26 protein-coding genes and 1 tRNA gene are annotated in these 23,047 nt (G+C 43.2%); 14 read left to right on the forward strand and 13 right to left on the reverse strand.

The features are described from left to right. Nucleotides 1–233 precede the first annotated feature (233 nt). The 11 genes from HUX74_RS18450 (at nt 234) to HUX74_RS18495 (ending at nt 9,469) form a co-directional block, all read left to right on the forward strand. Nucleotides 234–1,118: a hypothetical protein gene (locus HUX74_RS18450; RefSeq protein ID WP_174647204.1), complete on the forward strand. Its 885-nt coding sequence runs from the start codon at nt 234–236 to the stop codon at nt 1,116–1,118. 319 nt (nt 1,119–1,437) lie between these two features. Then, complete coding sequence (locus tag HUX74_RS18455; RefSeq protein WP_174647205.1) at nt 1,438–1,623, forward strand: hypothetical protein; 186 nt, start codon at nt 1,438–1,440, stop codon at nt 1,621–1,623. Nucleotides 1,624–1,901: 278 nt separating this feature from the next. Beyond that, nucleotides 1,902–2,090 carry a hypothetical protein gene (locus HUX74_RS18460; protein WP_174647206.1) on the forward strand — a complete coding sequence of 63 codons (189 nt, stop codon included), beginning with the start codon at nt 1,902–1,904 and terminating at the stop codon, nt 2,088–2,090. Next, nucleotides 2,041–3,063 (forward strand): hypothetical protein, encoded by a 1,023-nt coding sequence (locus HUX74_RS18465; protein WP_174647207.1) that lies wholly within the window; start codon nt 2,041–2,043, stop codon nt 3,061–3,063. Before HUX74_RS18460 ends, HUX74_RS18465 begins: the two co-directional genes overlap by 50 nt. A 584-nt stretch (nt 3,064–3,647) precedes the next feature. Beyond that, on the forward strand, nt 3,648–4,670 hold the full coding sequence (locus HUX74_RS18470; protein WP_174647208.1) for a DUF3871 family protein: 1,023 nt from the start codon (nt 3,648–3,650) through the stop codon (nt 4,668–4,670). A gap of 48 nt (nt 4,671–4,718) precedes the next feature. Continuing rightward, the gene (locus HUX74_RS20945; RefSeq protein ID WP_255501490.1) at nt 4,719–4,841 is read left to right on the forward strand and encodes a hypothetical protein; all 123 of its coding nucleotides are present in this window, start codon (nt 4,719–4,721) and stop codon (nt 4,839–4,841) included. Nucleotides 4,842–4,916: 75 nt separating this feature from the next. After that, nucleotides 4,917–5,189, forward strand: a complete 273-nt coding sequence (locus tag HUX74_RS18475; RefSeq protein ID WP_009037602.1) for a hypothetical protein — start codon at nt 4,917–4,919, stop codon at nt 5,187–5,189. Nucleotides 5,190–5,345: 156 nt separating this feature from the next. Continuing rightward, nucleotides 5,346–5,933 (forward strand): tyrosine-type recombinase/integrase, encoded by a 588-nt coding sequence (locus HUX74_RS18480; RefSeq protein WP_174647209.1) that lies wholly within the window; start codon nt 5,346–5,348, stop codon nt 5,931–5,933. A 656-nt stretch (nt 5,934–6,589) separates the two neighbouring features. Then, on the forward strand, nt 6,590–7,000 hold the full coding sequence (locus HUX74_RS18485; RefSeq protein ID WP_174647210.1) for a hypothetical protein: 411 nt from the start codon (nt 6,590–6,592) through the stop codon (nt 6,998–7,000). Between the two features lie 630 nt (nt 7,001–7,630). After that, a complete protein-coding gene (locus HUX74_RS18490; protein WP_174647211.1) occupies nt 7,631–8,908 on the forward strand; it encodes an IgA Peptidase M64 in 1,278 nt (425 codons plus the stop codon). Nucleotides 8,909–8,932: 24 nt separating this feature from the next. Next, on the forward strand, nt 8,933–9,469 hold the full coding sequence (locus HUX74_RS18495) for a GNAT family N-acetyltransferase (protein ID WP_117964114.1): 537 nt from the start codon (nt 8,933–8,935) through the stop codon (nt 9,467–9,469). Nucleotides 9,470–9,543: 74 nt separating this feature from the next. Here HUX74_RS18495 and HUX74_RS18500 read toward each other — a convergent pair whose 3' ends face one another. The 9 genes from HUX74_RS18500 to HUX74_RS18540 all read right to left on the reverse strand — a co-directional run bounded on the left by HUX74_RS18500 (nt 9,544) and on the right by HUX74_RS18540 (nt 15,503). Continuing rightward, nucleotides 9,544–10,008, reverse strand: coding sequence for a biopolymer transporter ExbD (locus tag HUX74_RS18500; RefSeq protein ID WP_025833345.1), 465 nt, complete (start codon nt 10,006–10,008; stop codon nt 9,544–9,546). Further along, a complete protein-coding gene (locus HUX74_RS18505) occupies nt 10,008–10,598 on the reverse strand; it encodes a biopolymer transporter ExbD (protein WP_117600035.1) in 591 nt (196 codons plus the stop codon). The genes HUX74_RS18500 and HUX74_RS18505 overlap by 1 nt, the downstream gene beginning before the upstream one ends. A 35-nt stretch (nt 10,599–10,633) precedes the next feature. Further along, entirely contained in the window at nt 10,634–11,119 is a 486-nt protein-coding gene (locus tag HUX74_RS18510) for a hypothetical protein (RefSeq protein WP_117600034.1), read from the reverse strand. Nucleotides 11,120–11,124: 5 nt separating this feature from the next. Then, nucleotides 11,125–11,928, reverse strand: a complete 804-nt coding sequence (locus HUX74_RS18515; protein WP_117964113.1) for a MotA/TolQ/ExbB proton channel family protein — start codon at nt 11,926–11,928, stop codon at nt 11,125–11,127. A 77-nt stretch (nt 11,929–12,005) separates the two neighbouring features. Further along, nucleotides 12,006–12,093, reverse strand: a tRNA-Ser gene (locus tag HUX74_RS18520). Between the two features lie 162 nt (nt 12,094–12,255). Next, complete coding sequence (locus HUX74_RS18525) at nt 12,256–13,035, reverse strand: TatD family hydrolase (protein ID WP_117600032.1); 780 nt, start codon at nt 13,033–13,035, stop codon at nt 12,256–12,258. Nucleotides 13,036–13,043: 8 nt separating this feature from the next. Then, the gene (locus HUX74_RS18530; RefSeq protein WP_131225390.1) at nt 13,044–13,745 is read right to left on the reverse strand and encodes a hypothetical protein; all 702 of its coding nucleotides are present in this window, start codon (nt 13,743–13,745) and stop codon (nt 13,044–13,046) included. 16 nt (nt 13,746–13,761) lie between these two features. Then, nucleotides 13,762–14,736 (reverse strand): polyprenyl synthetase family protein, encoded by a 975-nt coding sequence (locus HUX74_RS18535; protein WP_117600078.1) that lies wholly within the window; start codon nt 14,734–14,736, stop codon nt 13,762–13,764. A gap of 80 nt (nt 14,737–14,816) precedes the next feature. Beyond that, complete coding sequence (locus HUX74_RS18540) at nt 14,817–15,503, reverse strand: energy transducer TonB (protein WP_117600030.1); 687 nt, start codon at nt 15,501–15,503, stop codon at nt 14,817–14,819. 262 nt (nt 15,504–15,765) lie between these two features. On the opposite strand from HUX74_RS18540, the gene cmk reads away from it, so the two are divergent. The 3 genes from cmk to pfkA all read left to right on the forward strand — a co-directional run bounded on the left by cmk (nt 15,766) and on the right by pfkA (nt 18,456). Further along, nucleotides 15,766–16,461 (forward strand): (d)CMP kinase, encoded by a 696-nt coding sequence (cmk, locus tag HUX74_RS18545; RefSeq protein ID WP_174647212.1) that lies wholly within the window; start codon nt 15,766–15,768, stop codon nt 16,459–16,461. Nucleotides 16,462–16,468: 7 nt separating this feature from the next. Then, nucleotides 16,469–17,335, forward strand: coding sequence for a 4-hydroxy-3-methylbut-2-enyl diphosphate reductase (locus HUX74_RS18550; RefSeq protein WP_117964110.1), 867 nt, complete (start codon nt 16,469–16,471; stop codon nt 17,333–17,335). 140 nt (nt 17,336–17,475) lie between these two features. Beyond that, nucleotides 17,476–18,456 (forward strand): 6-phosphofructokinase, encoded by a 981-nt coding sequence (gene pfkA, locus HUX74_RS18555; RefSeq protein WP_005827137.1) that lies wholly within the window; start codon nt 17,476–17,478, stop codon nt 18,454–18,456. A 60-nt stretch (nt 18,457–18,516) separates the two neighbouring features. Here the strand turns inward: pfkA and HUX74_RS18560 are convergent, their stop codons facing one another. The 4 genes from HUX74_RS18560 to HUX74_RS18575 all read right to left on the reverse strand — a co-directional run bounded on the left by HUX74_RS18560 (nt 18,517) and on the right by HUX74_RS18575 (nt 23,042). Then, the gene (locus tag HUX74_RS18560; protein WP_138345767.1) at nt 18,517–19,356 is read right to left on the reverse strand and encodes an SDR family oxidoreductase; all 840 of its coding nucleotides are present in this window, start codon (nt 19,354–19,356) and stop codon (nt 18,517–18,519) included. A gap of 36 nt (nt 19,357–19,392) precedes the next feature. After that, complete coding sequence (locus HUX74_RS18565) at nt 19,393–20,616, reverse strand: NADH:flavin oxidoreductase (RefSeq protein WP_138345765.1); 1,224 nt, start codon at nt 20,614–20,616, stop codon at nt 19,393–19,395. 65 nt (nt 20,617–20,681) lie between these two features. Further along, entirely contained in the window at nt 20,682–21,452 is a 771-nt protein-coding gene (locus tag HUX74_RS18570) for a DUF1295 domain-containing protein (protein WP_138345763.1), read from the reverse strand. Nucleotides 21,453–21,698: 246 nt separating this feature from the next. Beyond that, nucleotides 21,699–23,042, reverse strand: a complete 1,344-nt coding sequence (locus tag HUX74_RS18575) for a citrate/2-methylcitrate synthase (RefSeq protein ID WP_131225394.1) — start codon at nt 23,040–23,042, stop codon at nt 21,699–21,701. Nucleotides 23,043–23,047 lie beyond the last annotated feature (5 nt).

The following is a 23,047-nucleotide window of genomic DNA, read 5'->3' on the forward strand; positions in this document are numbered from 1 at the left end:
GATTAACTCATGTTGTTGATGAGTTAAGTATTGAGCAACATGTTCTTTGAAATCATGTACAATCCGACACCAGCACCTCGGTGCTATAAGCTACCACCGGATGGTACGCTGTAACAATTAAAGAATATATTCATAATTGTTAATATTATTAATTAGGCAATTTTCGGATTGCCGGGTATATATGAAGGTATAAGTATGCCTGCTCTTATATACCATTTAATAAATTATATATTATGGTATATATAGAAAAATTCGGGAGTGAAGAAGCTCCCAAGTGGTACTTTGTTACCAAAGTAATAATAAATGGTAAGGAACAAGAAATCATTCCTGCCTTCACTGATTATTCTATCAAACGTAAAGACTTTGAGAAGGATAAAGTGTGCGAATTTATAGATAAGAGCAAGTTCTTGCCGACTGTGGTTTGCTTCACAGAAGCAAAACCATTCTACGCAGAGAATGTTCCTCTATATGATTATGATGGCAGGAAGATTGAAGCCCTTCCCGATAATGCTCCGGCTGTAATGGTCTATCTGGATAAAGCCGACAATGTTAACTTGCTTGGTTTGATAGATGAGCCATTGCCTGCCGAATTGGTAAAATGTGATAGCGTTTCTGACGCTTACCGCAGAGTGGCAACAACCGCATATCTCTCCCAATGCCCCTCAAAAGATGAATGGATAGGATATGCTGGAATTGTAACGGGAGATGAATTATTTCAGAATATCCGCAAGTTCGGCATAAGGTACTCTATGCCCGGCACTGCCGTACAGGGATATTTTGGTATGAGCACTACTGTTTCTTTATTACAAAGCAAAGCTCTTGCAGCAAGTTCTTCCCCTTACAATGGGAAACACAGAAGCTATGAGGAGGCAGAGCGGTTAATGAAAGCAACGGTACAAGCCTTTGGCGTGAAAGCTGCAAAACAGACCAGATACATTAAAGCCATTAATTATTGTATCTCGCAATATGACTTTGAGACGGTCTGTAAAGTGCTTGACAACATCGGCGCAACAGAGAAGTTGCAGGTTGAAACAGTCAAGTGCGAAGATAAAATCAGTTGTATTCAGCAATTAATCATAGAACATGTTGTTGCGATGCGTGAGGCTCAACAGCAATAAGAATAACCGGATTGTACATGATACATAAAATAAGAGGCTGTCTCAAATTGATTTTGAGTTCAGCCTCTTTTGTTTTATAGTGTTCTCCGGTCTCAAAGAATCAGTGCTTTCGGTAAATCTGAACATCACATTCTCCCCGAACAGCTACGGTTATGGGAAAAATTTTTGCTTTATCGACCCCTCAACTCAAGATGTTAAAGAATCGGACATACCCTTTGGCATGCTCCCTTGAAGTCCGTATCTTTGTACCAGCCCATGAATTTGGAGCGAGATTACCTATTCCACCAGATTGTTCCAACCAACTACAAACCCCAGTCAAATGCAGGAATTAACTTATGAGGACATACGGAAACTGGCAATAAAAGAGGGTGTCAAGGACACCAAACTCCATATAGGACTTTGGGCTTCTGACCGATACGTCAAGACAAGGAAAGGGATTAAGGGTAAAAGATGTACCGTCTATTATCCTTTCAATAAAGCCGTTCCACTAAAAGATTTATTTTAGAAACAGATACAGTTCAATTATTATATCCCAGACCCGTTGCGGGAAACTGGAGGTATAAAGTTGTGGGGAACTGGAGGGATGACTTGCGGTAAACTGGAGGCCTATTCACTACCTATAACAATACCTTATATCATTACCTACCATAGTATCGCAACGCTTCGCATTGCTTTACAAATGATGGAATGGCGATAGCAGGTAGTAGGGATGCTGACAAGTCGTGTTATCCCATGCAGGCAAGCAGATACAACCATTACTAATTAATAAATCCAAATAACGGTATGATAATACATGTACCAACAAAGACAGCTTTCAATAACAGACGTGAAGCCAAGGAGTTCTTTGGAACGGCATACTTCTGTAAGATGCTGAAAGAAGGTAAAGATATTCTATTCATTAATGACGCACACATTGCTTTCAATGGAACAATATACAGTACTGACAAAGGGAATAACGGAGATAGACGGTAATAATAAATTTACGGCTACACTGGTATATGCCTATATAAAGTCAAGAGAAAACTATGAATCAAATGTTACCGGCAGGCTCACTTATCCTAATATTGCCAAGAATATAAAGGTGGCAGAAGGAACAGTCGAGAATATTGTACCTGCATTAATCTCCAAGAGGGCGCTATTCACTAAAGTAGACGGGAGGACTATGCCAGATGAGAAAGGAGAGATACATACGCATAATACATACTACTTTGCCCCAAGCTATCCCAATTACTTCTACATCAATAATGCCTTTTTTAGTGAAGACATAAGCAGTGGCATTGCAAGCATCAAGGAAGCCAACAAGGTCAAAGGTCTGTTACTCCAATTAAAAGCCGTATGTATAAATGAGACCAATAAATATATCAGCAGACAACCTTATAAGGGTGGAGTAAATATCAGTGAACTGTCAAGACTGCTTAATACTGACAGAGATACTCTGACCAGGTTACTGAAACTTGCTGTAGAACTTAAACAAGTGAAGTATATACCCAAAGGCATACTGATTACCAACAGACATATCATACCGGATTATATAGTGGCACATAATAATAGGCAAGGCAAGCCTCTATTGACATCGGTATATCATACAATTTATAACTGGTGTCTTGATAATGGGATTATTCCTCCGGATAGGAATGACACAATACATAAAGTGGGCAATAAAGTGAAAAGGAGCAATGAGATACTATCCAGAATAGCCGCCAAGTTTAATGTGACCAATGAGGATATTGTAAGGTTGGCAGATGCCAGTCATGTAAGTGTCAATGTGTATCTACAGAATGCAATAGAGACCGAACAGCCTTTCATCCATTGTTACCTCCCTTATGTGCTAAGCCGGAGACTTGTTACCAAACCGGAATACATTACGTTGGAATATATAGCAAGTACATTGAATATACCGCCAATTGACAGTGAGGATGAAGATAACCCCATAATCATGTTATAAGTATTGTCACGATACGACCTTTTAATAGGATATATTTTCATTATATACCCCAACTCAAATTAGGCAGTCTCTAAATAATACCCCCTCCCTTCCAGATACGGGAAGTGCTTCCATATAAGGTACAGAGCCATATAGGGTGGAATTACTGGCAGTAGAGAAAAATGGCTGGCATGTATATCCGTATCTGGTGCATATCTCAAGCGCTTCTTTACTGTTACCTCTAACTCCCCTCACCGTATCTTTAGGGGAAATGAACACCAGATGCGAAATCACCTTCCAGCCCCGAACGCTTGAAATTCTGTAACAGCCATTACGGATAAATACAGATTTATTACAGAGATGCACATGCGTGCAAGGCTGGGAGGCTTTTTGTTTCCGGTTCTCATTCCCTTTAATTCACTTATTACTAACCAATAAATTATCGCTTATGGAAGATTTAAAGGCAATTCTGACGGTTGGTGCAATATTTATTGTACCGTTCATTGCAGCCCCAAAGGTAATGTTTGCCATAGTGCTGTACATTATCATTTATATGGCATTCAGATGGAGAAATTTCTAATTATCAACTTAATAATTTACAGATTATGGAAGCATTACAGATTATGCCAGTCATGGCACAGAGAAGGAACAGCAATTTAGGCGAATTTGCAGAGGATGCAACGGTAGTTGTGGAAGAGATTACAAAGCCCAAGAAGGTGAACCATTTCATTGAGGCTAATTCCGTGGAGGTGAGTTTGGAGCACTTGAAGAATGACTGTGTGATACCAGTATTCAGCAAGGATAATGAACTTACCATTTCACACAACGCATTCATTGAAACGGTCTGGGAAGCTGCCAGTTCATTCTATAGCGGTGAACGGATAGAGCAACCAGACATAAGGTGCAGCCATGTGATAAAGGGAAGAAAGCCGGAAGCCATCAACAAACCCAAGAACCTGCTGACGGAAGCTGACACGACCCAGTATTATGAAAGGTGCGCTTTCGCCATAGACATACCATCCATCTATGAGGAAGTGTCTGGGAATAGGCTCAACCTTTCCATAGTGGGGGTACGTGCATTGAATAGGGAGAACCTTGCTACCAAGAAAAGCCCAGAACTGTTCAGACTGGCTGTATCGTTCAAGAATTCCGTATGCTGTAACATGTGCGAGTTTACAGACGGATATAAGGATGATATAAAGCTAATGGGCACAAAGGAACTGTTCAAGGCTACATTGGAACTGCTTAATAATTTCAATGCAGCCAAGAATATCCACATGATGCAGAGTTTAGGCGATACCTGCCTAAATGAGCACCAGTTTGTGACCTTACTTGGCAGGATGCGACTTTACCCACTGTTACCGCAAGGGCAGCAGAAGGCTATCCCCAGAATGCTGCTTACTGATACACAAGTAAACAGTGTGGCTAAAGCCTACATTAATGATGATAACTTTGGCAGTCTTGGCAGTGACCTATCCATGTGGAAGTTCTACAACCTGCTTACTGGCAGCAACAAGAGCAGCTACATAGACAGCTTTCTGGATAGAGCCTACAACGCTACAGAACTGGCAACGGGTATTGCATCCGCTCTGCATGGTGATGAAAGATACAGTTGGTTTCTTTCTTAGCTGTATCTGGAATTATATCCTATTACTGGTTTCTCAAAACTGGAGATTATGCTACGGAATTTATTCTATGTGTTACTGGCGACTTTGGTATTCTTCATTGCAATGGCATTGTTTCCATTTATAGCGGTGGGATATATCCTGCTGCTGGGCTACGCCATTATCAAAGGATAGCTTGGTATGGAGGGCATCTATATAATAAGGTATAGGTGCTCTTTTTATTTATAAACCTCTTAAATATTAAAAGATATGGTAATAGAAGACAGTCGCGAATACAAGGCAGCGCAAGAACTTGAAAGAGCCTTGAACGATTATAGTTGGAATCCTAAAAGGTTTGCAGAGAGTACGAGGTATTATCACCGTACACTACAGCAGGAGCTTATGAGAACCATTGTGGCAATCATTCAGATGGTTGGTGATGAAAGCTATGGTACAGACCTTAGAAATCAAGCCTCACATGAACTTTGCAAAAAGATTATTGAGAGCGGTGCATTGGATGAAGCCTATTTGCCGTTTATATAGGCTTGAACGTAACAAAGGACATCATTAACTTGGTGTCCTTTATTTATTATATTCACTTCTGTTATTAGTGAATGTTTCTTTGATTATCAATAAGTTGTATATTCCAACTTAAAAATGACATTCACTTTTATTCATTTACATACAAAACTGAACATTATGAGTTTAAAATATTCAAGCACTACAGCAGATTATCTGCAATGGAGCGAGGCAATGAACTTGATAAGGAAGTTAGCCAAAGACGGGAATTATAAAATCTCGCTTCTTGTTGCTCTGGGCTGTTTTACTGGCTTAAGAATATCTGATATTCTGGCTTTACGCTGGAAGCAGATATTAAATGCGGAGGAATTTACCGTTATCGAAATCAAGACGGGAAAGCAAAGGACTGTGAGAATTAACATGCAGCTACAGAAGCATATCTGTGACTGCTACAAGCATATCGGTCCTATAGGCATAGACGCGCCTATATTGGTAAGCCGGAAAGGTACGGTCTATTCCATACAGAGGATAAATGTAATCCTCAAAGAGGTTAAAAGGAAATATAGGCTGCATATAGGCAACTTCTCATGCCACAGCCTTAGAAAGACTTTCGGCAGGCAGGTCTATAACATGAACAGCGAAAGTTCGGAGCTTGCACTTGTCAAACTCATGGAGCTATTCAATCATTCCAGTGTATCAATTACTAAGAGATACTTGGGATTAAGGCAGGAAGAACTACTTAATACCTATGACTGCCTTAGTTTTTGATTACTGGTGGTTGCGCTCACCAATTATTAAGAATGGAGTGGAACAGCCTTTTAAGCCAATAATTCAAGTTGGGAGTAAATTTATAAATTTCTACTTATATAGACCTTTTACAAATTTGCTCCTAACCTTGATTTATGGAGTAGGAATGCCTTTCTGCATTTAATAAACAATAAGTTCTTGCCAATCAAACGTAAATTCGTAACTTTGCAGCAATTCTAACAGCCTAATGCGTTGGGAAGTTGGAAGGACATATTAGTTAACGAAGAGCGTTTAAGATATTATCCTACGTTGAAATCTGGACAATTTCATAAGTCAAGGATAATAGGCAAGGACGCTCACGTCAATGCTATATACCCACTTAGTCAAGTGGACTATATAACGTTTGGCGTGGGCTATTGTTTATTACTTGACTTAGGGCAGTCCAGAGCCTCAACGTAGTAATATTCAATGTTCCCACGCTTCTTTATTGTATAACAGTTAGTTAGGGAACACTGACTATAATACATGAATTAACCGTAAAGATACAGACTACTACTTATTAATTGACAACTCATTTATGAAGTGTGCAGCTATCGCTGTGTTCCTCACACTGATACAACTATTTATTATTAACTGCCACCTATTAGGGACGTAGAGGCATAAACAGATTTATAGCAATGAAGACATTAAGATTGATTGGAATGGCTATCGTAGCAGTAATTATGAGTGTTAACTTCGCAGCATGTAGTGATGATGATGATGAAGATAATAATGGTAATAATGGTAATAATCCGTTGGTAGGTACTTGGATAGATAGCTATGGAGAAGATTATTATTTTATATGGAAATTTAATGCAGACGGTACGGGAATGAACCAAGAATATTATCATGGAGACCTTGAATATCCGGTTTCATTTACTTATACTTATGATGCTAAGACTACCGTTCTAACCGTTACATATAAAGATGACGTGAGTTTGATTCCAGAAGTTGATACTTATTATGTCACATTTAATGGTAATACCATGATTGCTAAAGAATTTGGGGAGTGGGGTGAAGATGAGCCAAACACTTGGACCAAGCAATAATTAAATAGATTGAAGTATAAAGGCAGCATGGAATTAACTCCCTTGCTGCCTTAACTGTTTACGCTTCTTGACTAACTTAGGCTTTCGCTTACTTGCCGCATCTTTGAAAAACTGTTCCAGCCTCTCCCTGGTAATAGGCAGGTATGTGACCTCTGTAACCATAGTTTCCCTAATCTCTTGTGGTAAATAATGAATTGTGTTGTGCCTCTTGGGTATTGCTTGCATTTGTGTGGAAATAAAAGGTTGATAATTGATTTATCTGGCACAAAGGTACTGATAAGAATCTGTCCAATCTAATGCAAGAGATACATTCTGGGCTATCGGAATATATATGCGTATTGGACGGAAAGGACAAGGCTGTGGATGGCAATAAAATGGAATTTTACTTCTGTGAGCGGAATAATGGACAAGGGTGCCTGGGCACAAATTACCTTAAGCCTAAAAGGGGGTTGGGAGCATTCCAAGAATTTCTCATTCGATTTCGTTCATTGTATGGAGAGAATGCCTATCTTTGTGACGGTTGGAATGAGTATTTTAGCACAGTATATGACAACTATTCTTCTAATATATTGATAATCAGACGGGGTAATAAAGATATTATCTTTGTCGTAGCAATAATAATGAACCGTTATGAAAAAGTATTCCTTATTCCTATTATGCCTGATGGCAGCAATATCCTTGCATGCCCAAAGCTTTGCCGATTATTTTGCCGATAAGACCCTACGTATCGACTATATCTTTACCGGAAATGCAGCCAAACAAGAGATATGCCTGGACGGACTGTCTTGTCTCCCCTCTTGGGCAGGAAGGAAGCATCACTTGTCTGAACTGCCCCTGCAAGGAAACGGACAAATCATTATGCGGGATGCTGCCAATGGCAACGTAATCTACAAAACATCCTTTTCTTCGCTCTTTCAGGAGTGGCTGGAAACAGATGAAGCCAAAGCAGTAACCAAAGGATTCGAAAACACCTTCCTCCTTCCCTATCCCCTTCGTCCTGCAGAAATAGAAATAACACTCCTTGACCCGCGTAGAAATGTACGGGCAAGCATGAAACATACGGTCAGTCCCGACGATATCCTAATACAGCAGAAAGGTACTGCCCACATCACACCACATAAATATCTGCTGCAAAGCGGCAATACAGACAAATGCATCGACGTAGCCATCCTTGCAGAAGGATATACTCCCGAAGAGATGCCGGTATTCTACAAAGATGCAGCCATTGCCTGCGAAAGTCTGTTTGCCCACGAACCCTTCCGGTCCATGAAAAAGTACTTCAACATTGTAGCAGTGGCCAGCCCCTCCGAAGACAGCGGAGTAAGTGTACCACGCCTCGGAGAATGGAAACGGACAGCATTCAGTTCTCATTTCAGCACATTCTATTCAGACCGGTATCTGACAACCTCCCGTGTCAAATCCATACACGATGCGCTGGCTGGAATACCGTATGAACACATCATCATCCTTGCCAATACGGAAGAATATGGCGGCGGTGGAATCTATAATTCCTATACCCTTACTACCGCCCACCATCCAATGTTCCGCCCCGTTGTGGTACATGAGTTCGGGCATAGCTTTGGCGGACTGGCCGATGAATATTTCTATGACAATGACGTGATGACAGATACCTATCCATTAGATGTGGAACCCTGGGAACAGAATATCAGCACGAGAATCAATTTCACCTCCAAGTGGGAAGACATGCTTGCACAAGGAATTCCCGTTCCTACTCCCTCTTCTGAAAGTGGAACATATCCCGTAGGTGTATATGAAGGAGCCGGCTATTCTGCCAAAGGCATCTACCGTCCGGCAGACAATTGCCGCATGCGTACCAATGAATATCCCACTTTCTGTCCTATCTGCCAACGAGCTATCCGCCGCATCATTGAATTTTATACAGAATAAGAACAAACTAAACTTAAAGAACTTATGATCAGACTTCAACGTATTACAACAGCTGACACAGACTTGTACAGCTATATGGAGAAATTAATGACTCAATCGTTCCCTTCAGAGGAGTACCGGGAACTGGAGGAATTGCGCAAGTATACAGATACCAAAACGCACTTCTATAACAATATCATCTTCCATAACAACACCCCGGTAGGCCTCATCACTTACTGGGATTTCGGACATTTCTACTATATAGAGCATTTTGCCATTGACCCCGCACAGCGTAACGGCGGGTATGGAAAGAGTGTACTGAACCATTTGTGCCAACTCTTAAAACATCCCATCGTCTTGGAAGTGGAAATACCCCAAGAAGAAATGGCTAAACGCCGCATTAACTTCTATCAACGGCAAGGATTCTCCTTATGGGAAAAGCCCTACCAACAACCACCCTACAAAGCAGGAGACAACTACCTACCTATGCTCATCATGGCCTATGGAGATATAGAATGTGGAAAGGATTTTGACTCTGTAAAGGAACACATCTACTGCGAAGTATATAATGTGAAATCTTAAAAATCCAATATACTTAAAACAATAAAGGTCGTTTCATTTGTTGAAACGACCTTTATTATATCTTAAATCAACTCTTACTGACGCGGTTGCGCAGAATAGTTAATCTTCAAAGCATAAGCTTGACGAAGAGCTTCCTTGATATCTGTTACGATACCCATTTTCGTATCTTGGTCAACTTTCAAAGACACTGTCATCTGTGGCTGATCTTCTTCTTTCATACTGGCACGTTCACCAATAATATAATCTTGAATTTCAGCAACTTCAGCATAACTGTCGTTCAACTGGATACGGCTCTCATTACCTAACTTCTTACGAAATTCGGCAGTAGGTTTTCCTACGTAGATAAACGTAACCAACGACTTCTTCTCCAGTTTCTCCAATTCCGTAGCTTGCGGAACCTTAAACTCAACCTTTAATGTTACCTCACGCATCGTTGTCACAATCATGAAAAAGAACAACAAGGTGAAGATAAGGTCAGGCAGAGAAGAAGTGTTCAACGCCGGCATCTCACGTTTACCAGTCTTATTAAATTTTCCCATTACTTCTTTTCTCCGTACTTTTTAGGTTCTGCCTCAGAAATTCTCTGAGGATAAATTTCACGAATTGCATCTTGCTGTTCTTGATCCAACTCAGCATAATTTTTCTGCCACTTCTCTTGAGCCAATTCATCACGCAACTCATTATAAGCTGCTACCAACTCATTCTGTACAGCCATATATGCCTTATAGGAAGAACCGCGGTCACAACGCAAAGAAACCACATGATTTTCCGTTACTTGAACCGTACCGAAGAAAGCAACATTCTTTGAAATCTTTTCCGGCTTCGTTTCATCATTGTACGGATTGGCAATGAATTCTTTTGTTTTCGCACGCAATTGGTCAACTGTAATATAATCATTCCCACACATTAACTGGTCCTGCATATTTAAGAAGACTTGCAGAACATTACGTTCTTTCTTCTTCTGGTCCTCAATCTTCTGGTCTTTTTCCGGTGGAGGCGGCAAACGTCTTGCCAAACCACGGTCAGTATCCATAGATGTCGTGATCAAGAAGAAAATCAGCAACAAGAATGCAATATCCGCTGTAGAACTTGAGTTAATATCAGGAACTTTTCTTTTTCCTTTTGCCATTGTAATTACTCTTTAGATTGATTTACCTCAATCGGTTATGATAATTTCTTCTTAATGCTACTAAAAATGATTGCCAAGATTGTACCAGCAAACAAGATATAGATAGAATAGAGGAACATATCAGTAAGCTTCAACCAGAAAGGAACATTTTCAGTTCCGCTATAACCCGGAATAACGAGTGGCTCTTCACTACCCATAGCCCAAGAAATAACAACAACTGCAACCAATATAACCAAACCGATCAAAGATTTCAACGCTGCTCCCGGATTATCTTTCAGTGCAGATCCAAATTGGAACACAACACCAACCACGGTAGCAATAATAGCTATAAAGAACAAGACATACATCAAATAAATCAATGCGTCTGTCTGAGCCGGTTGCCACATTTCTGCGTCAACACTCATCAATACTGCATCGCCCTGAGCATCTCCACCGAAGTAGAACAAGCCTAACACTACCAAGATGATAGCGAACATGACATACAGTACGTAGTATGATACTTTATATGATAACTTAGCCATCTTAATTATTTTTTGTATTTCAAGTCATATTTGATAACCATATCCAACAGTGAGATAGAAGAATCTTCCATTTCACTTGTCAAAGCTTCAATCTTAGACAAGATATAGTTGTAGAATACCTGCAGAATCAAAGCAACGATCAAACCGAAGATAGTAGTGATCAAGGCAACCTTCATACCACCTGCTACAACCGTCGGAGAGATATCACCTACCTGCTGAATCTTATCAAATGCCTGCACCATACCGATTACAGTACCCAAGAATCCCAAAGACGGAGCCATAGCGATGAACAGTGTAATCCAAGAGCAACCTTTTTCCAAGTAACCAGCTTGTACACCACCATAAGATACTACAGACTTTTCTACTACGTCAATACCTTGGTCAATTCTCATCAGACCTTGATAGTAGATAGAAGCAATAGGACCTCTTGTGTTACGTGCGATGTCTTTAGCAGCTTCAACGTCACCTTTTTCCAAAGCAGCTTCGATAGCAGACAAGAACTTCTTTGTATTGATTTCAGCCAAACTCAAATAAATGATACGTTCAATACAGAATGCAAGACCGATAACCAATGCGATAGCTACCAAACTCATGAAAGATGCAGTACCTTCAATGAACTTTGTTTTAATCTCTTTGTGGATACCACCTTCTGCAGCTTCCATAGCGGCAGGAGCAGCAGCGTCAGCAGCAGGTGCTACAGCTGCTTGTTCAGTTTGTTCAGCTGCAGGAGCATCTTGAGCCTGAGCAAGTTGAGTTGAGCCAAATGTTAAGACTCCCATCACAGCAACAATTGCAAATAACTTTTTCATTGTGTGTCTAATTTTTAAGATTAATTAATTAATTTATTTATTATAATTTGTTGTTTTATCTCCATTTTATCACATTGCGGAGAGACGGGGATTCGAACCCCGGATACCCTTTAGGGGTATACACGCTTTCCAGGCGTGCCTCTTCAACCACTCGAGCATCTCTCCAATAGACGCCTTTTCTGAAATCGGGTGCAAATTACAAAAAAAATGCGAACCACAAGCGTTTTCAGCTACAAATGTATTCTTTTTTTTGTTGTTCTGCCTCATTCTCCCCGTTTTATATTAAATAAAATCTCAAAATTAATAAACTTTAAAATCTTAAAGAGCTTATTTGAGCATTCCGAACACTTTTAAAGCGTTATCAGAAGTAACCTGAGCCACCTTTTCAGGAGAATTCCCATAGATTCCGGCCACCTTTACCAAAGTATCCTTAACATATGCGGTTTCGTTCCTCTTGCCTCGATTGGGAACCGGAGTCAGATAAGGGGAATCGGTTTCCAGCACGATACGTTCCAAAGGAATATTCTTCAAGACTTCGGGCAAAGTTGATTTCTTGAAAGTCACCACACCATTTATTCCTATCATGAAATCCGCAAATTCCATAATCCTGCAGGCCTCTTCCGAGGTCCCCGTAAAACTATGGAAAATTCCTTTCAAAGGAGTCTGCCGATAAAGTTTCAACACATTATATATATGGTCGAACGCTTCCCTACAATGCAGCACTACCGGCAAATCGTATTCCAAAGCCCACTCAATCTGCCTGCCCAACGCCCTTTGCTGTTCTCTGAGAAAAGTCTTATCCCAATACAAATCCATACCAATTTCACCAACTGCAACAAATTCGTTCGATGAGGCCAGCTCCCGGGCCACTATATCCAACTCCTTTTCATAATCCGCATCCACAGACGTGGGATGCAACCCAATCATTGGATAGCAATACCCCTTATATTCACGACACACCCGAAGCATAGGCTTTATGGTGGTACTATCGATATTGGGCATAAAAATATGCGTGACTCCTGCCTCACGGGCACGGGCCATCACTTGGGGCAAATCCCCTGCAAACTCTTCTAAAAAAAGATGGGAATGTGAATCAATCAATCTCATTCTTCAACTTACTCTTTGCGTTTTTCACCAGTACGATAATAATAGATTATTCCATAATCACGGCATAAATCCAACCGTTTCTCATTAGGAGTAACCTCCTCAAATTTTTTTTCCACCTGGTTCCATATATGCAGAATCAACTCATCCGCTTCTGCACGCATCGAAGCCAAGGTGTCCAAACTGCGGGCTGTTAAAAATTGAAGATTCTTTTGTTTCTCATAACTATCCATGAAAATATCATAATGCACCCTCACTTTTGCAATCGTAGGGTTATAAATGGGAATTCCTCCCTGAGATATACGCTTGTTTTCCCCATCCACGATTTTACGCCCCCACTCTGCCAAAGCAGGCTCTGTCGATAAATCAGGCACATTATTGTTGCTTGTGTCCAAACCGTAATATTCCTTATGAGCAATACGCACTTCAGAACGGATGACAGCTAAATTCAACACCTGGATAAAATGAGAAATATACAGACGGGCAGTCTTTACATTAGCCTGATGCTTACGTCCCGCCCGAGCCTGCCGCTCAAAACAGTCGGCATAATAAGCTTGCGCAGCTTCAAACTTTGTAAGAAAATTCCGCGCATCAGTCAATACCTTCAAAGATACGGCCAAATCATACACATTACATATATCACCCTTGACGACCACTGCTTTCAGCGCCCGTATTCTCGCTTGATCTGTATTAGGCAATCTTCTATAAGGCATTTCTCCCGGATTTAAGTTACACTTCCCGATGCATCAAGTTAGCCATCAAGCTCTTCAATTCTTCCTTCTTTTCATCCGCCACGTTCACCGCCAATAAACTTTCCATTGCGCGCTCACAATACTCTTCCATTTTTTTCTCACACAACTCCTTGACACCAATCTGGTTATACAGTTCCGTCACCGCAGCAACCTTCTCCTCCGGATTGAATGAAACAGCATCCACCCAAGCATTCAAATAAGTCAACTGGCCTTCATCCGCATGTTCAAAAGCCTTTATCAGCATGTAGGTCTTTTTATTGCACAGAATGTCACCTCCAATATTCTTTCCAAAGACGGCAGCATCGCCATAAACATCCAGGAAGTCATCTTTCAACTGAAAAGCGACACCCAAGTTCATGCCAAAATCATACAACAGCTCCGCATCTTCAGAAGAAGCCCCTCCCAAAAGAGCACCAATCTTCAGACTTGCAGCCAACAATACCGAAGTTTTCAGACGAATCATTTCCAGATACTCCTCTGCCTTCACATCTTTCCGATGTTCAAACTCCATATCCAGCTGTTGCCCTTCACAGATTTCAAGTGCGGTCAAGCTAAATATATCCATCACTTCTTTCAAATGTTCAACCGGGCATTGAGCCATAAACTGATAAGCCAATACAAGCATTGCATCCCCCGAAAGAATGGCAGCATTGTCATCCCAGACTTTATGTACTGTATCCTTGCCACGGCGACGGTCTGCACGGTCCATCAAGTCGTCGTGCAAAAGAGTATAATTATGATACACTTCAATACCCATTGCAGGATTAAAAATACGGGTAATATCCTCCTGATACAGATTGTAGGCCATCAACATCAATACCGGACGGATTCTTTTTCCACCCATGGACAGCACATAGGTAATGGGAGCATATAAACCTTGAGGAGTACGGGTAAACTGCAATTCTGCAATATGAGAATTTATTCTTTCTAAAAGCTCGGAAGCTGTAAACATGACATTTTCAGAATTTAGGAAATAGCGGATAATGAAAAGAGGCTGCATTCCGGCAGCCTCTCCCACTTATAGATATTTTATTACTGCAATCTAAACATTACAGGTACAGTATACTTAACGCGAACGGGTTTACCACGCTGCATACCAGGCTTCCACTTCGGCATACCCATAATCACGCGGACAGCTTCTTTGTCCAAATACGGATCAACACCTCTCAAAACTTTAGCATCTACAATACTACCATCCTTATTAACCACGAACTGTACAGTTACACGACCTTGAGTTCCGTTTTCCTGTGCAATAGTAGGATATTTGATGTTCTTGCTCAGATACTGCATCAGACCAGCCATACCACCATTCGGAAATTCAGGCATCTGTTCTACCACTTCGAAAATAGTCTGTTCTTCCGGTTCTTCTTCTTCCACTGCTACGGGAACATATTTAATTTCCACAGCCTGGTTCAATTCTTCAGAAGATACGATAGCAGTTTCTTCCACGTCAGCATCGTCCTCAACAATAGTCAAGGTTTCTGCAATTGCAGGAGCTTCGGGGGGCGGAGGAGTAACCTGCTCCGGTTGTTCCGTAATAGGAATAATTTCCTCTTCAAATACTAAGTCGGCAACAGCCTGGCTCGTATCAATCTTGATGTCACGCTTTGTCCACTCGAACGCAACAAACATGAAAGCGAGCACAATCACATAACCGACAAGCAGCCAAGTCGACTTCTTACTCTCCAAGTCTGCCTTAGGTGATTTCTTAATTTCCATAATTTATAATATAATTTTAGTGTTTCTCATTTGGGGCAAATATAGCACTTTTCCCAAGAATGTTCACGCACTGCTGTTTTTTTTTACACAATAGGCGCTCCATTTTCATTTTTTTAATCCTTCAAAAGCCTCCATGTGCTTTTGTGCCACAAATGTAACGAGATATTTTAAAAATACCGTATCTTTGGCAAGAATTTTAAATGAAATATTGAAATTTTCTGTTTTGCAGGTGTTATACCTATATAACTATAGTATAAAAGTCATGAGAAAGATAACAATAGCAATCGACGGCTTTTCCTCTTGCGGAAAAAGCACTATGGCCAAAGACCTCGCCCGCGAAATCGGCTACATATATATAGATAGCGGTGCCATGTATCGGGCAGTAACATTATATAGTATGGAGAATGGTATTTTCCAGGGTGACCGCATAGATACCGAAAAACTTAAAAGTCTAATAAAGGATATACATATTTTTTTCCGCCTGAACCCCGAAACCGGACGCCCGGACACCTACCTGAACGGAATAAATGTAGAAAACAAAATCCGTACCATGGAAGTGTCTTCACGTGTCAGTCCCATTGCAGCATTGGATTTCGTACGCGAAGCTATGGTGGCACAGCAACAAGAGATGGGCAAGGCCAAAGGCATCGTTATGGACGGGCGCGACATCGGCACTACCGTTTTCCCGGATGCCGAGCTGAAAATTTTTGTAACTGCCAGCCCCGAAATACGGGCACAACGCCGCTATGATGAACTGAAGGCCAAAGGGGAAGAAGCCAGCTTTGACGAAATTCTGGAAAATGTGAAACAACGGGACTATATTGACCAAAACCGGGAAGTAAGTCCGCTGCGCAAAGCTTCTGACGCTTTATTGTTGGACAACAGCCACCTGACCATTTCCCAACAAAAGGAATGGCTGGCCAAACAATTCGAACGGGTTATAAAGGAGAAGAACTGAACCGGATATGGCAAAAGTAGAAATAGACGAAGGCTCCGGCTTCTGTTTCGGAGTTGTCACCGCAATAAACAAGGCAGAAGAGGAACTGGCGAAAGGAGGAACCCTTTATTGTCTGGGAGATATCGTGCACAACAGCCGTGAAGTGGAACGCCTGAAAGCAATGGGACTGATTACCATCAACCATGAGGAATTCAACCACCTCCACAACGCCAAGGTGTTGCTTCGCGCTCATGGAGAACCCCCCGAAACTTATGACATTGCCCGCCGCAACAATATAGAAATCATTGACGCAACCTGCCCGGTCGTACTCCGCCTGCAAAAGAAGATAAAGCAAGAGTATGTCCAGGAAGACGGCCAAGACAAACAAATTGTCATCTATGGCAAAAATGGACACGCCGAAGTACTGGGACTGGTAGGTCAAACTACGGGAAAGGCCATCGTTATTGAAAAGCAGGAAGAGGCAAGGAAACTGGATTTCAGCAAAGACATCCGGCTCTATTCCCAGACCACAAAATCTCTGGACGGATTTCAAAACATTGTAAAATACATAGAGGGACACATCTCACCGGAAGTTACTTTTGAATCATACGACACTATCTGTCGACAAGTAGCAAACCGGATACCCAATATCCGAAAATTTGCCGCTTCCCATGATTTAATATTCTTTGTTAGCGGTAAAAAAAGTTCCAACGGCAAGATGCTGTTCAGTGAGTGTAAAAAAGTCAATGCCAATTCACATTTGATAGACAGTGCCGAAGAAATAGATAGTTCTCTGTTAGCCGGTGCCAATTCCATCGGTGTCTGCGGAGCCACTTCCACCCCTAAATGGCTGATGGAAGAAATTTCAGAAGCCATAAAGTCAAAACTTAAATAACAGTTTGTCATCCTTTTGGAACAGCAAATTAACGTAATTTATTAGTCACGGCCTCAGCTTTTTCCTTATCTTTGCGGCATGAAAAAATAGTCCAAATCTATTTTTCATCATGATTATTAATACTAAACAAAAAGATTGTTATGGGAACAGTTAAGTGCATTGGTATCTTGACATCAGGAGGTGATGCTCCGGGAATGAACGCAGCCATACGTGCCGTGACACGTTCGGCTATTTACAACGGACTTTCAGTTAAAGGTATATATAGAGGTTACAAAGGTCTGGTAACCGGCGAAATCAAAGAATTCAAAAGCCAAAATGTCAGCAACATCATCCAGCTGGGTGGTACAATCCTGAAGACAGCCCGCTGCAAAGAGTTCACGACTCCCGAGGGCCGCCAGATTGCTTACGACAACATGAAGAAAGAAGGCATTGACGCCTTAGTGATTATCGGAGGCGACGGTTCGCTGACCGGTGCTCGTATCTTTGCACAAGAGTTTGACGTGCCTTGTATCGGGCTGCCGGGAACTATCGACAATGACCTTTATGGAACAGATACCACTATCGGCTACGACACCGCGCTGAACACGATCCTGGATGCTGTGGACAAAATCCGTGATACAGCCACTTCCCATGAGCGCTTGTTTTTCGTAGAAGTCATGGGACGCGATGCCGGTTTCCTCGCTCTGAACGGCGCCATCGCCTCCGGAGCAGAAGCAGCCATTATCCCGGAATTCAGTACGGAAGTAGACCAACTGGAAGAATTCATCAAGAACGGTTTCCGGAAATCCAAGAACAGCAGTATCGTACTGGTAGCCGAGAGTGAACTGACCGGCGGTGCCATGCACTATGCAGAGCGTGTAAAGAACGAATACCCCCAATATGACGTACGCGTAACCATCCTCGGTCACTTGCAACGCGGTGGTAGTCCTACGGCACACGACCGTATCCTTGCCAGCCGTCTGGGCGCAGCCGCCATCGACGCCATCATGGAAGGACAGCGCAATGTCATGATAGGCATTGACCACGATGAAGTGGTATACGTTCCTTTCACGAAAGCCATCAAAAATGATAAACCCATCAAAAAAGACCTTGTAAATGTATTGAGAGAACTGTCGATCTGATGACAGACAGTTCAGATACCCCATAAACAGAGAAGGCGACATATGCGCCTTCTCTGTTTTTTACAACCATTTCTTCACTATATTTTCCGTCCTCTCCCACAGTTCTTCCATCTGTACATGCCGGGTATACTTCTCCGAAAGAGACTTGGGACGGCAACTGGCATTCAATGTACCCGTACGTTTACCGGCATCCTCATCCAGCAATAAGCCGACAGCCGTTGCAGCTCCCTTACGGGGAGTACGGATAAAAGGTCTGAAAAGCATATCTGTCAGCGGGTCGAACCACATATGCATGGTGATGATATTGGTAGACACAATCCCCGGGTCGGCCGCATTCACAACAATACCTTTGTGCTTGACGCGACTGGCCAAGTCGATGGTGAACAGAGTCAATGCCAGCTTCGTGTTGCTATATATAGGAATGCGCCAAAAGCCACCCTTCTTTCCCCGGAGGAAAAAATCCGGAAAGTCAAGATGACCGATGGCATACGTACAAGATACCATATTCACAATACGGCTCCCCTCTCCCATCAATGGCAGCAGCTTGCGGGTCAGCAGGTAAGGCCCTACATAATTGACACTCACCGTCCGTTCCAGTCCGTCTTCGGTAATGCGGCGTTCCGTTTCCATGGTTCCGGCATTGTTCATCAACAACGCCAACGGCTCTCCCCGCTTCAACAGATGCTCTGCAAATGCGGCCACTGAAGCCAGAGATGCCAAATCAATGGGAGCAGTCTCAATACGCGGATTACCGGTTTCACGCATCAGCAGTTGCCGCTTGGGTTCGGCAGCTTGGGGGTCACGGCATGCCATGATGACCTGATAGCCGGCAGTTGCCACTGCGCGGGTAATTTCCATGCCCATGCCACCGTCTGCCCCGGTTATAACAGCTAAATTCACTTTAATAATTAAAAATTGAAAATTAAAAACTAAAAATCAGCCTTTCGCTTCGATTTTCTCTATCTCCCTTTTCAGACAAGGTGGAAGCTCCTCCTTCAAATGCTGATGGCATGCCATCTCGATGGAATACATCCGGGCAATGCAATAATTACTATGCTGGCAGTTGCAACGTGCATTCTCTTCGGCACGCATGCGGTTGACGAACCCCGGCTCATTGAGCAGAGCACGTGCCATTTGCACAGCCTCGAAGCCGTCATCCAGCACCTCATCTATCTTGTCCCTGGAAACCAGGCCACCCACATAAACCAACGGTATCTTCAAGGCGGCACGGAATTTCAAGGCATCTTCCAGGAAATAGGCTTCCTTAAACGGTACGCTCGGTATCATCCATTTGCCTACCATGCGTACACCGTATTTCAACCACCAGCAGGTCATGTAATGCGTCATGCTGCGGATAGGCATTTCGCCCCGCATGACATACATCGGCGCCTTACTGACGAACCCACCGCTCAAGACCAGCGCATGTGCTCCCGACTGCTCCAGCCTCCGGGCCACCTGCATCGTCTCGTCCAGCTCCATCCCTCCACGGAAACCGTCGCGCATGTTCATCTTCACCAGCACAGCCATATCACTGCCGGCAGCCTTCATCACTTCTTCCATCACCATATCCATAAAACGCATACGGTTCTGCAACGAGCCTCCGAACTCGTCTTTCCGATGGTTGGTGGACGGGGACAAGAACTGGCTGATGAGATAGCCATGCCCTGCATGAATCTCTACAGAATCAAATCCGGCCTCCCGTGCCAGATTCACCGAACGTCCATAAGCGCGCGCCATCTCCGGCAGCTCATCGGCACGAAGTCCGCGCACAAAAGTAGGAGAATAAAGATTGAAACCGGAAGATGCACCGACAGGCATACAACCGCAAATACTCTTATGGGACATATTGCCACAGTGTCCCAACTGGATGCCTGCCGCAGCCCCCTCCGCATGTATGGCATCAGTCAGCCTACGGAGTCCGGGGATAATCTCAGGACGCATCCACAACTGGCGGTCAAAAGACAAGCCGCTCTGAGTAACTGCCGCATAAGCAACAGTAGTCATACCTATACCTCCCGCCGCTACCGACCGATGATAGTCGAGCAACATGTCCGACGGAGCGTTTCCGGGACACATGCTCTCGAAAGCAGCCGAACGGATGGTACGGTTACGCAAAGTCAACGGTCCGAAAGTGACGGGGGTGAATAACTTGGATTCCATCGTTATGAGTTATGAGTTATAAGTTATGAATTATTCATTTTCCATTTTCAACTCTCCATTTTCCATTAATAAAGAAATGGAATGATGCGTTTGCGCTTTCCTACCGCCTCATCACCAAACTCCTCCCGATAACGGCGGTGAATGGCATCGGCACGGGGAACAAGGTTGGCAAACGTCCACCAGACGAACACCCAGGCGGCGGGAGAAGCTGTGAGTATGGCAAACCCCGTCCATTCCACCAGTTCACCGAAGTAATTGGCAGAAGTGACGTATCGGTAAAGTCCTTTTCCGGGAAGATAATGCTTCGTATCACCCGGCCTGCGCAGATGACGTATCACATAGTCGGAATGCAAATTGACGAACATACCCGCAAAAAACAGAATGACTCCCAACAAGGCATGAGGTTTCAACAAATAGGCCCAGCCATCGGCATACAAGCCTTCGGGAGCGAAATAGAACAAACCGCCCGCCTGCATCATCCCGTTCAAAAGGTTGAAGACGATACCCATCGCCATAATAGCTACCGGCATCCGGCTTTTACCTTTCAGCAGGAACGGAAAAATAAAGGCCCGCTGAAGATAGTGCAACTGAAACAGCAGGAAGAAGAAATATACCGGCACGGCAAATCCCGCTCCACTCTTCCCCCACAACCCAAACATGACGATGAATACCGGCGCTTCCATAAGCACCCACGCCAATTTATTATTGATGGAGATTCCCCACGAGGCAGTACGGAACATGCCATAACCCGCTTTGACAAAATAGAGTGCAATAAAGACAACCAATGCCACAGCACTCATTACCCACAGAAATATCTGAAAAGTTTCCTGATTCATAGTTCTTTATTTATGCGAAGCAAAGATAAAGAAAACTCACAACAAACAAATCGTTTTCCCCGGATAATTGTTTTTTCATGCAAAAACCAGTGTTTTTTACTGAGAAGATTAAGCAGTAGAGATACGAAAATCTAATCGTTCCATCATGGAGTAAATTTCATTCCACCATGGAGAAAAAATCGTTCCACCATGGTGGAACGATTTTTCCCCCGTGATGGAACGATTTAAAAGATACAAGTCTAATACTTACCGTTTCTTAATGGGCACATAAGCCACCTCATCCAAAACATTCTTATAGGCAGGACGGATAATACGCTTACCTTCAAAGTTCAATTCTTCATTGCGATGTGCACACCAACCGACAATACGTGCCATGGCAAACAAAGGCGTGAAGATTTCCTGCGGCAGCCCAATCATCTCGTAGACAAAGCCCGAATAGAAATCCACATTGCTCGAAACCGTCTTTCCATTATTCTTCACACGGCCAAACACATCAATGGCGCGCTCCTCGAGCAGTTCAAGGAAAGCGAACTCACGTTCTTTCCCTTTTTCGCGGGCAAGGTCGCGGGCAAGCTCCTTCAGCAGAATGGCGCGCGGGTCGGAAATGGTATAGACGGCATGTCCGATACCATATATCAAACCGGTCTTGTTATAGACTTCCTTGTTGAGCATGCGGGTGAAGTAAGTATCAATCTCATCCACGTTCGTCCAGTCCTGAATGTTTTCCTGCAGATGGTGGAACATATCGGCAACCTGAATATTGGCACCTCCATGAAGCGGCCCTTTCAAGGAACCGATACCTGCCGCTATCGAAGAGTAAGTATCCGTCCCGGTAGAAGAAGTGACACGTACGGTAAAAGTGGAGTTGTTACCACCACCGTGCTCGGCCTGAAGAACCAACAGCAGGTCGAGTGTGCGGGCATCCAGCTCCGTGTAGTCCTTCTTCAGCATATAGAGGAAATTCTCGGCAATGGAAAGGTTTTCCTGCGGATGGCGGATATGCAATGAACGGCCATGGGTGGCATGGCGAAGCATGTTATAGGCATACGCAATGATGGTCGGGAATTTCGAAATAAGCTCAATGCTCTGCCGCATCAGATTATCGCGGGAAGTGTCATCTGCATCAGGGTCAAAACGATACATCTCGAGCACGCTGCGCGCCAGGATGTTCATAATGTTGTTTCCTTCAAGTTCAATGATATTCATCTTGGTCTTCTGTTCCAGCGGCATGTTGTCGTTGATGAGCTCACGGAAAGAAGAGAGTTCTTCCTTGTCGGGCAGGCGACCGGAAAGCAACAAGTAGGCAATTTCCTCAAAACCGAAACGCTTCTCTTTGATGATGGCGTGTGCCAAGTCATCCACATCATAACCGCGGTAGAACAATTTGCCGGGAATAGGCTTCAGCCCTCCACCGGGGATGCGTTCATAGCCGACCACATTGCCTATTTTGGTCAACCCCACCAAGACTCCCGTGCCGTCCTCATTACGCAAACCGCGCTTCACATCAAACTTCCTGAACAGTTCATTCTCAATCCGGGTAGCTTCCTTCAAATCTTCGGAAAGCTTGTAAATCAGATACTCCTTCTTCATAATCG

Source organism: Bacteroides sp. Marseille-P8574 (assembly GCF_902825465.1).
GTDB lineage: Bacteria > Bacteroidota > Bacteroidia > Bacteroidales > Bacteroidaceae > Bacteroides > Bacteroides uniformis.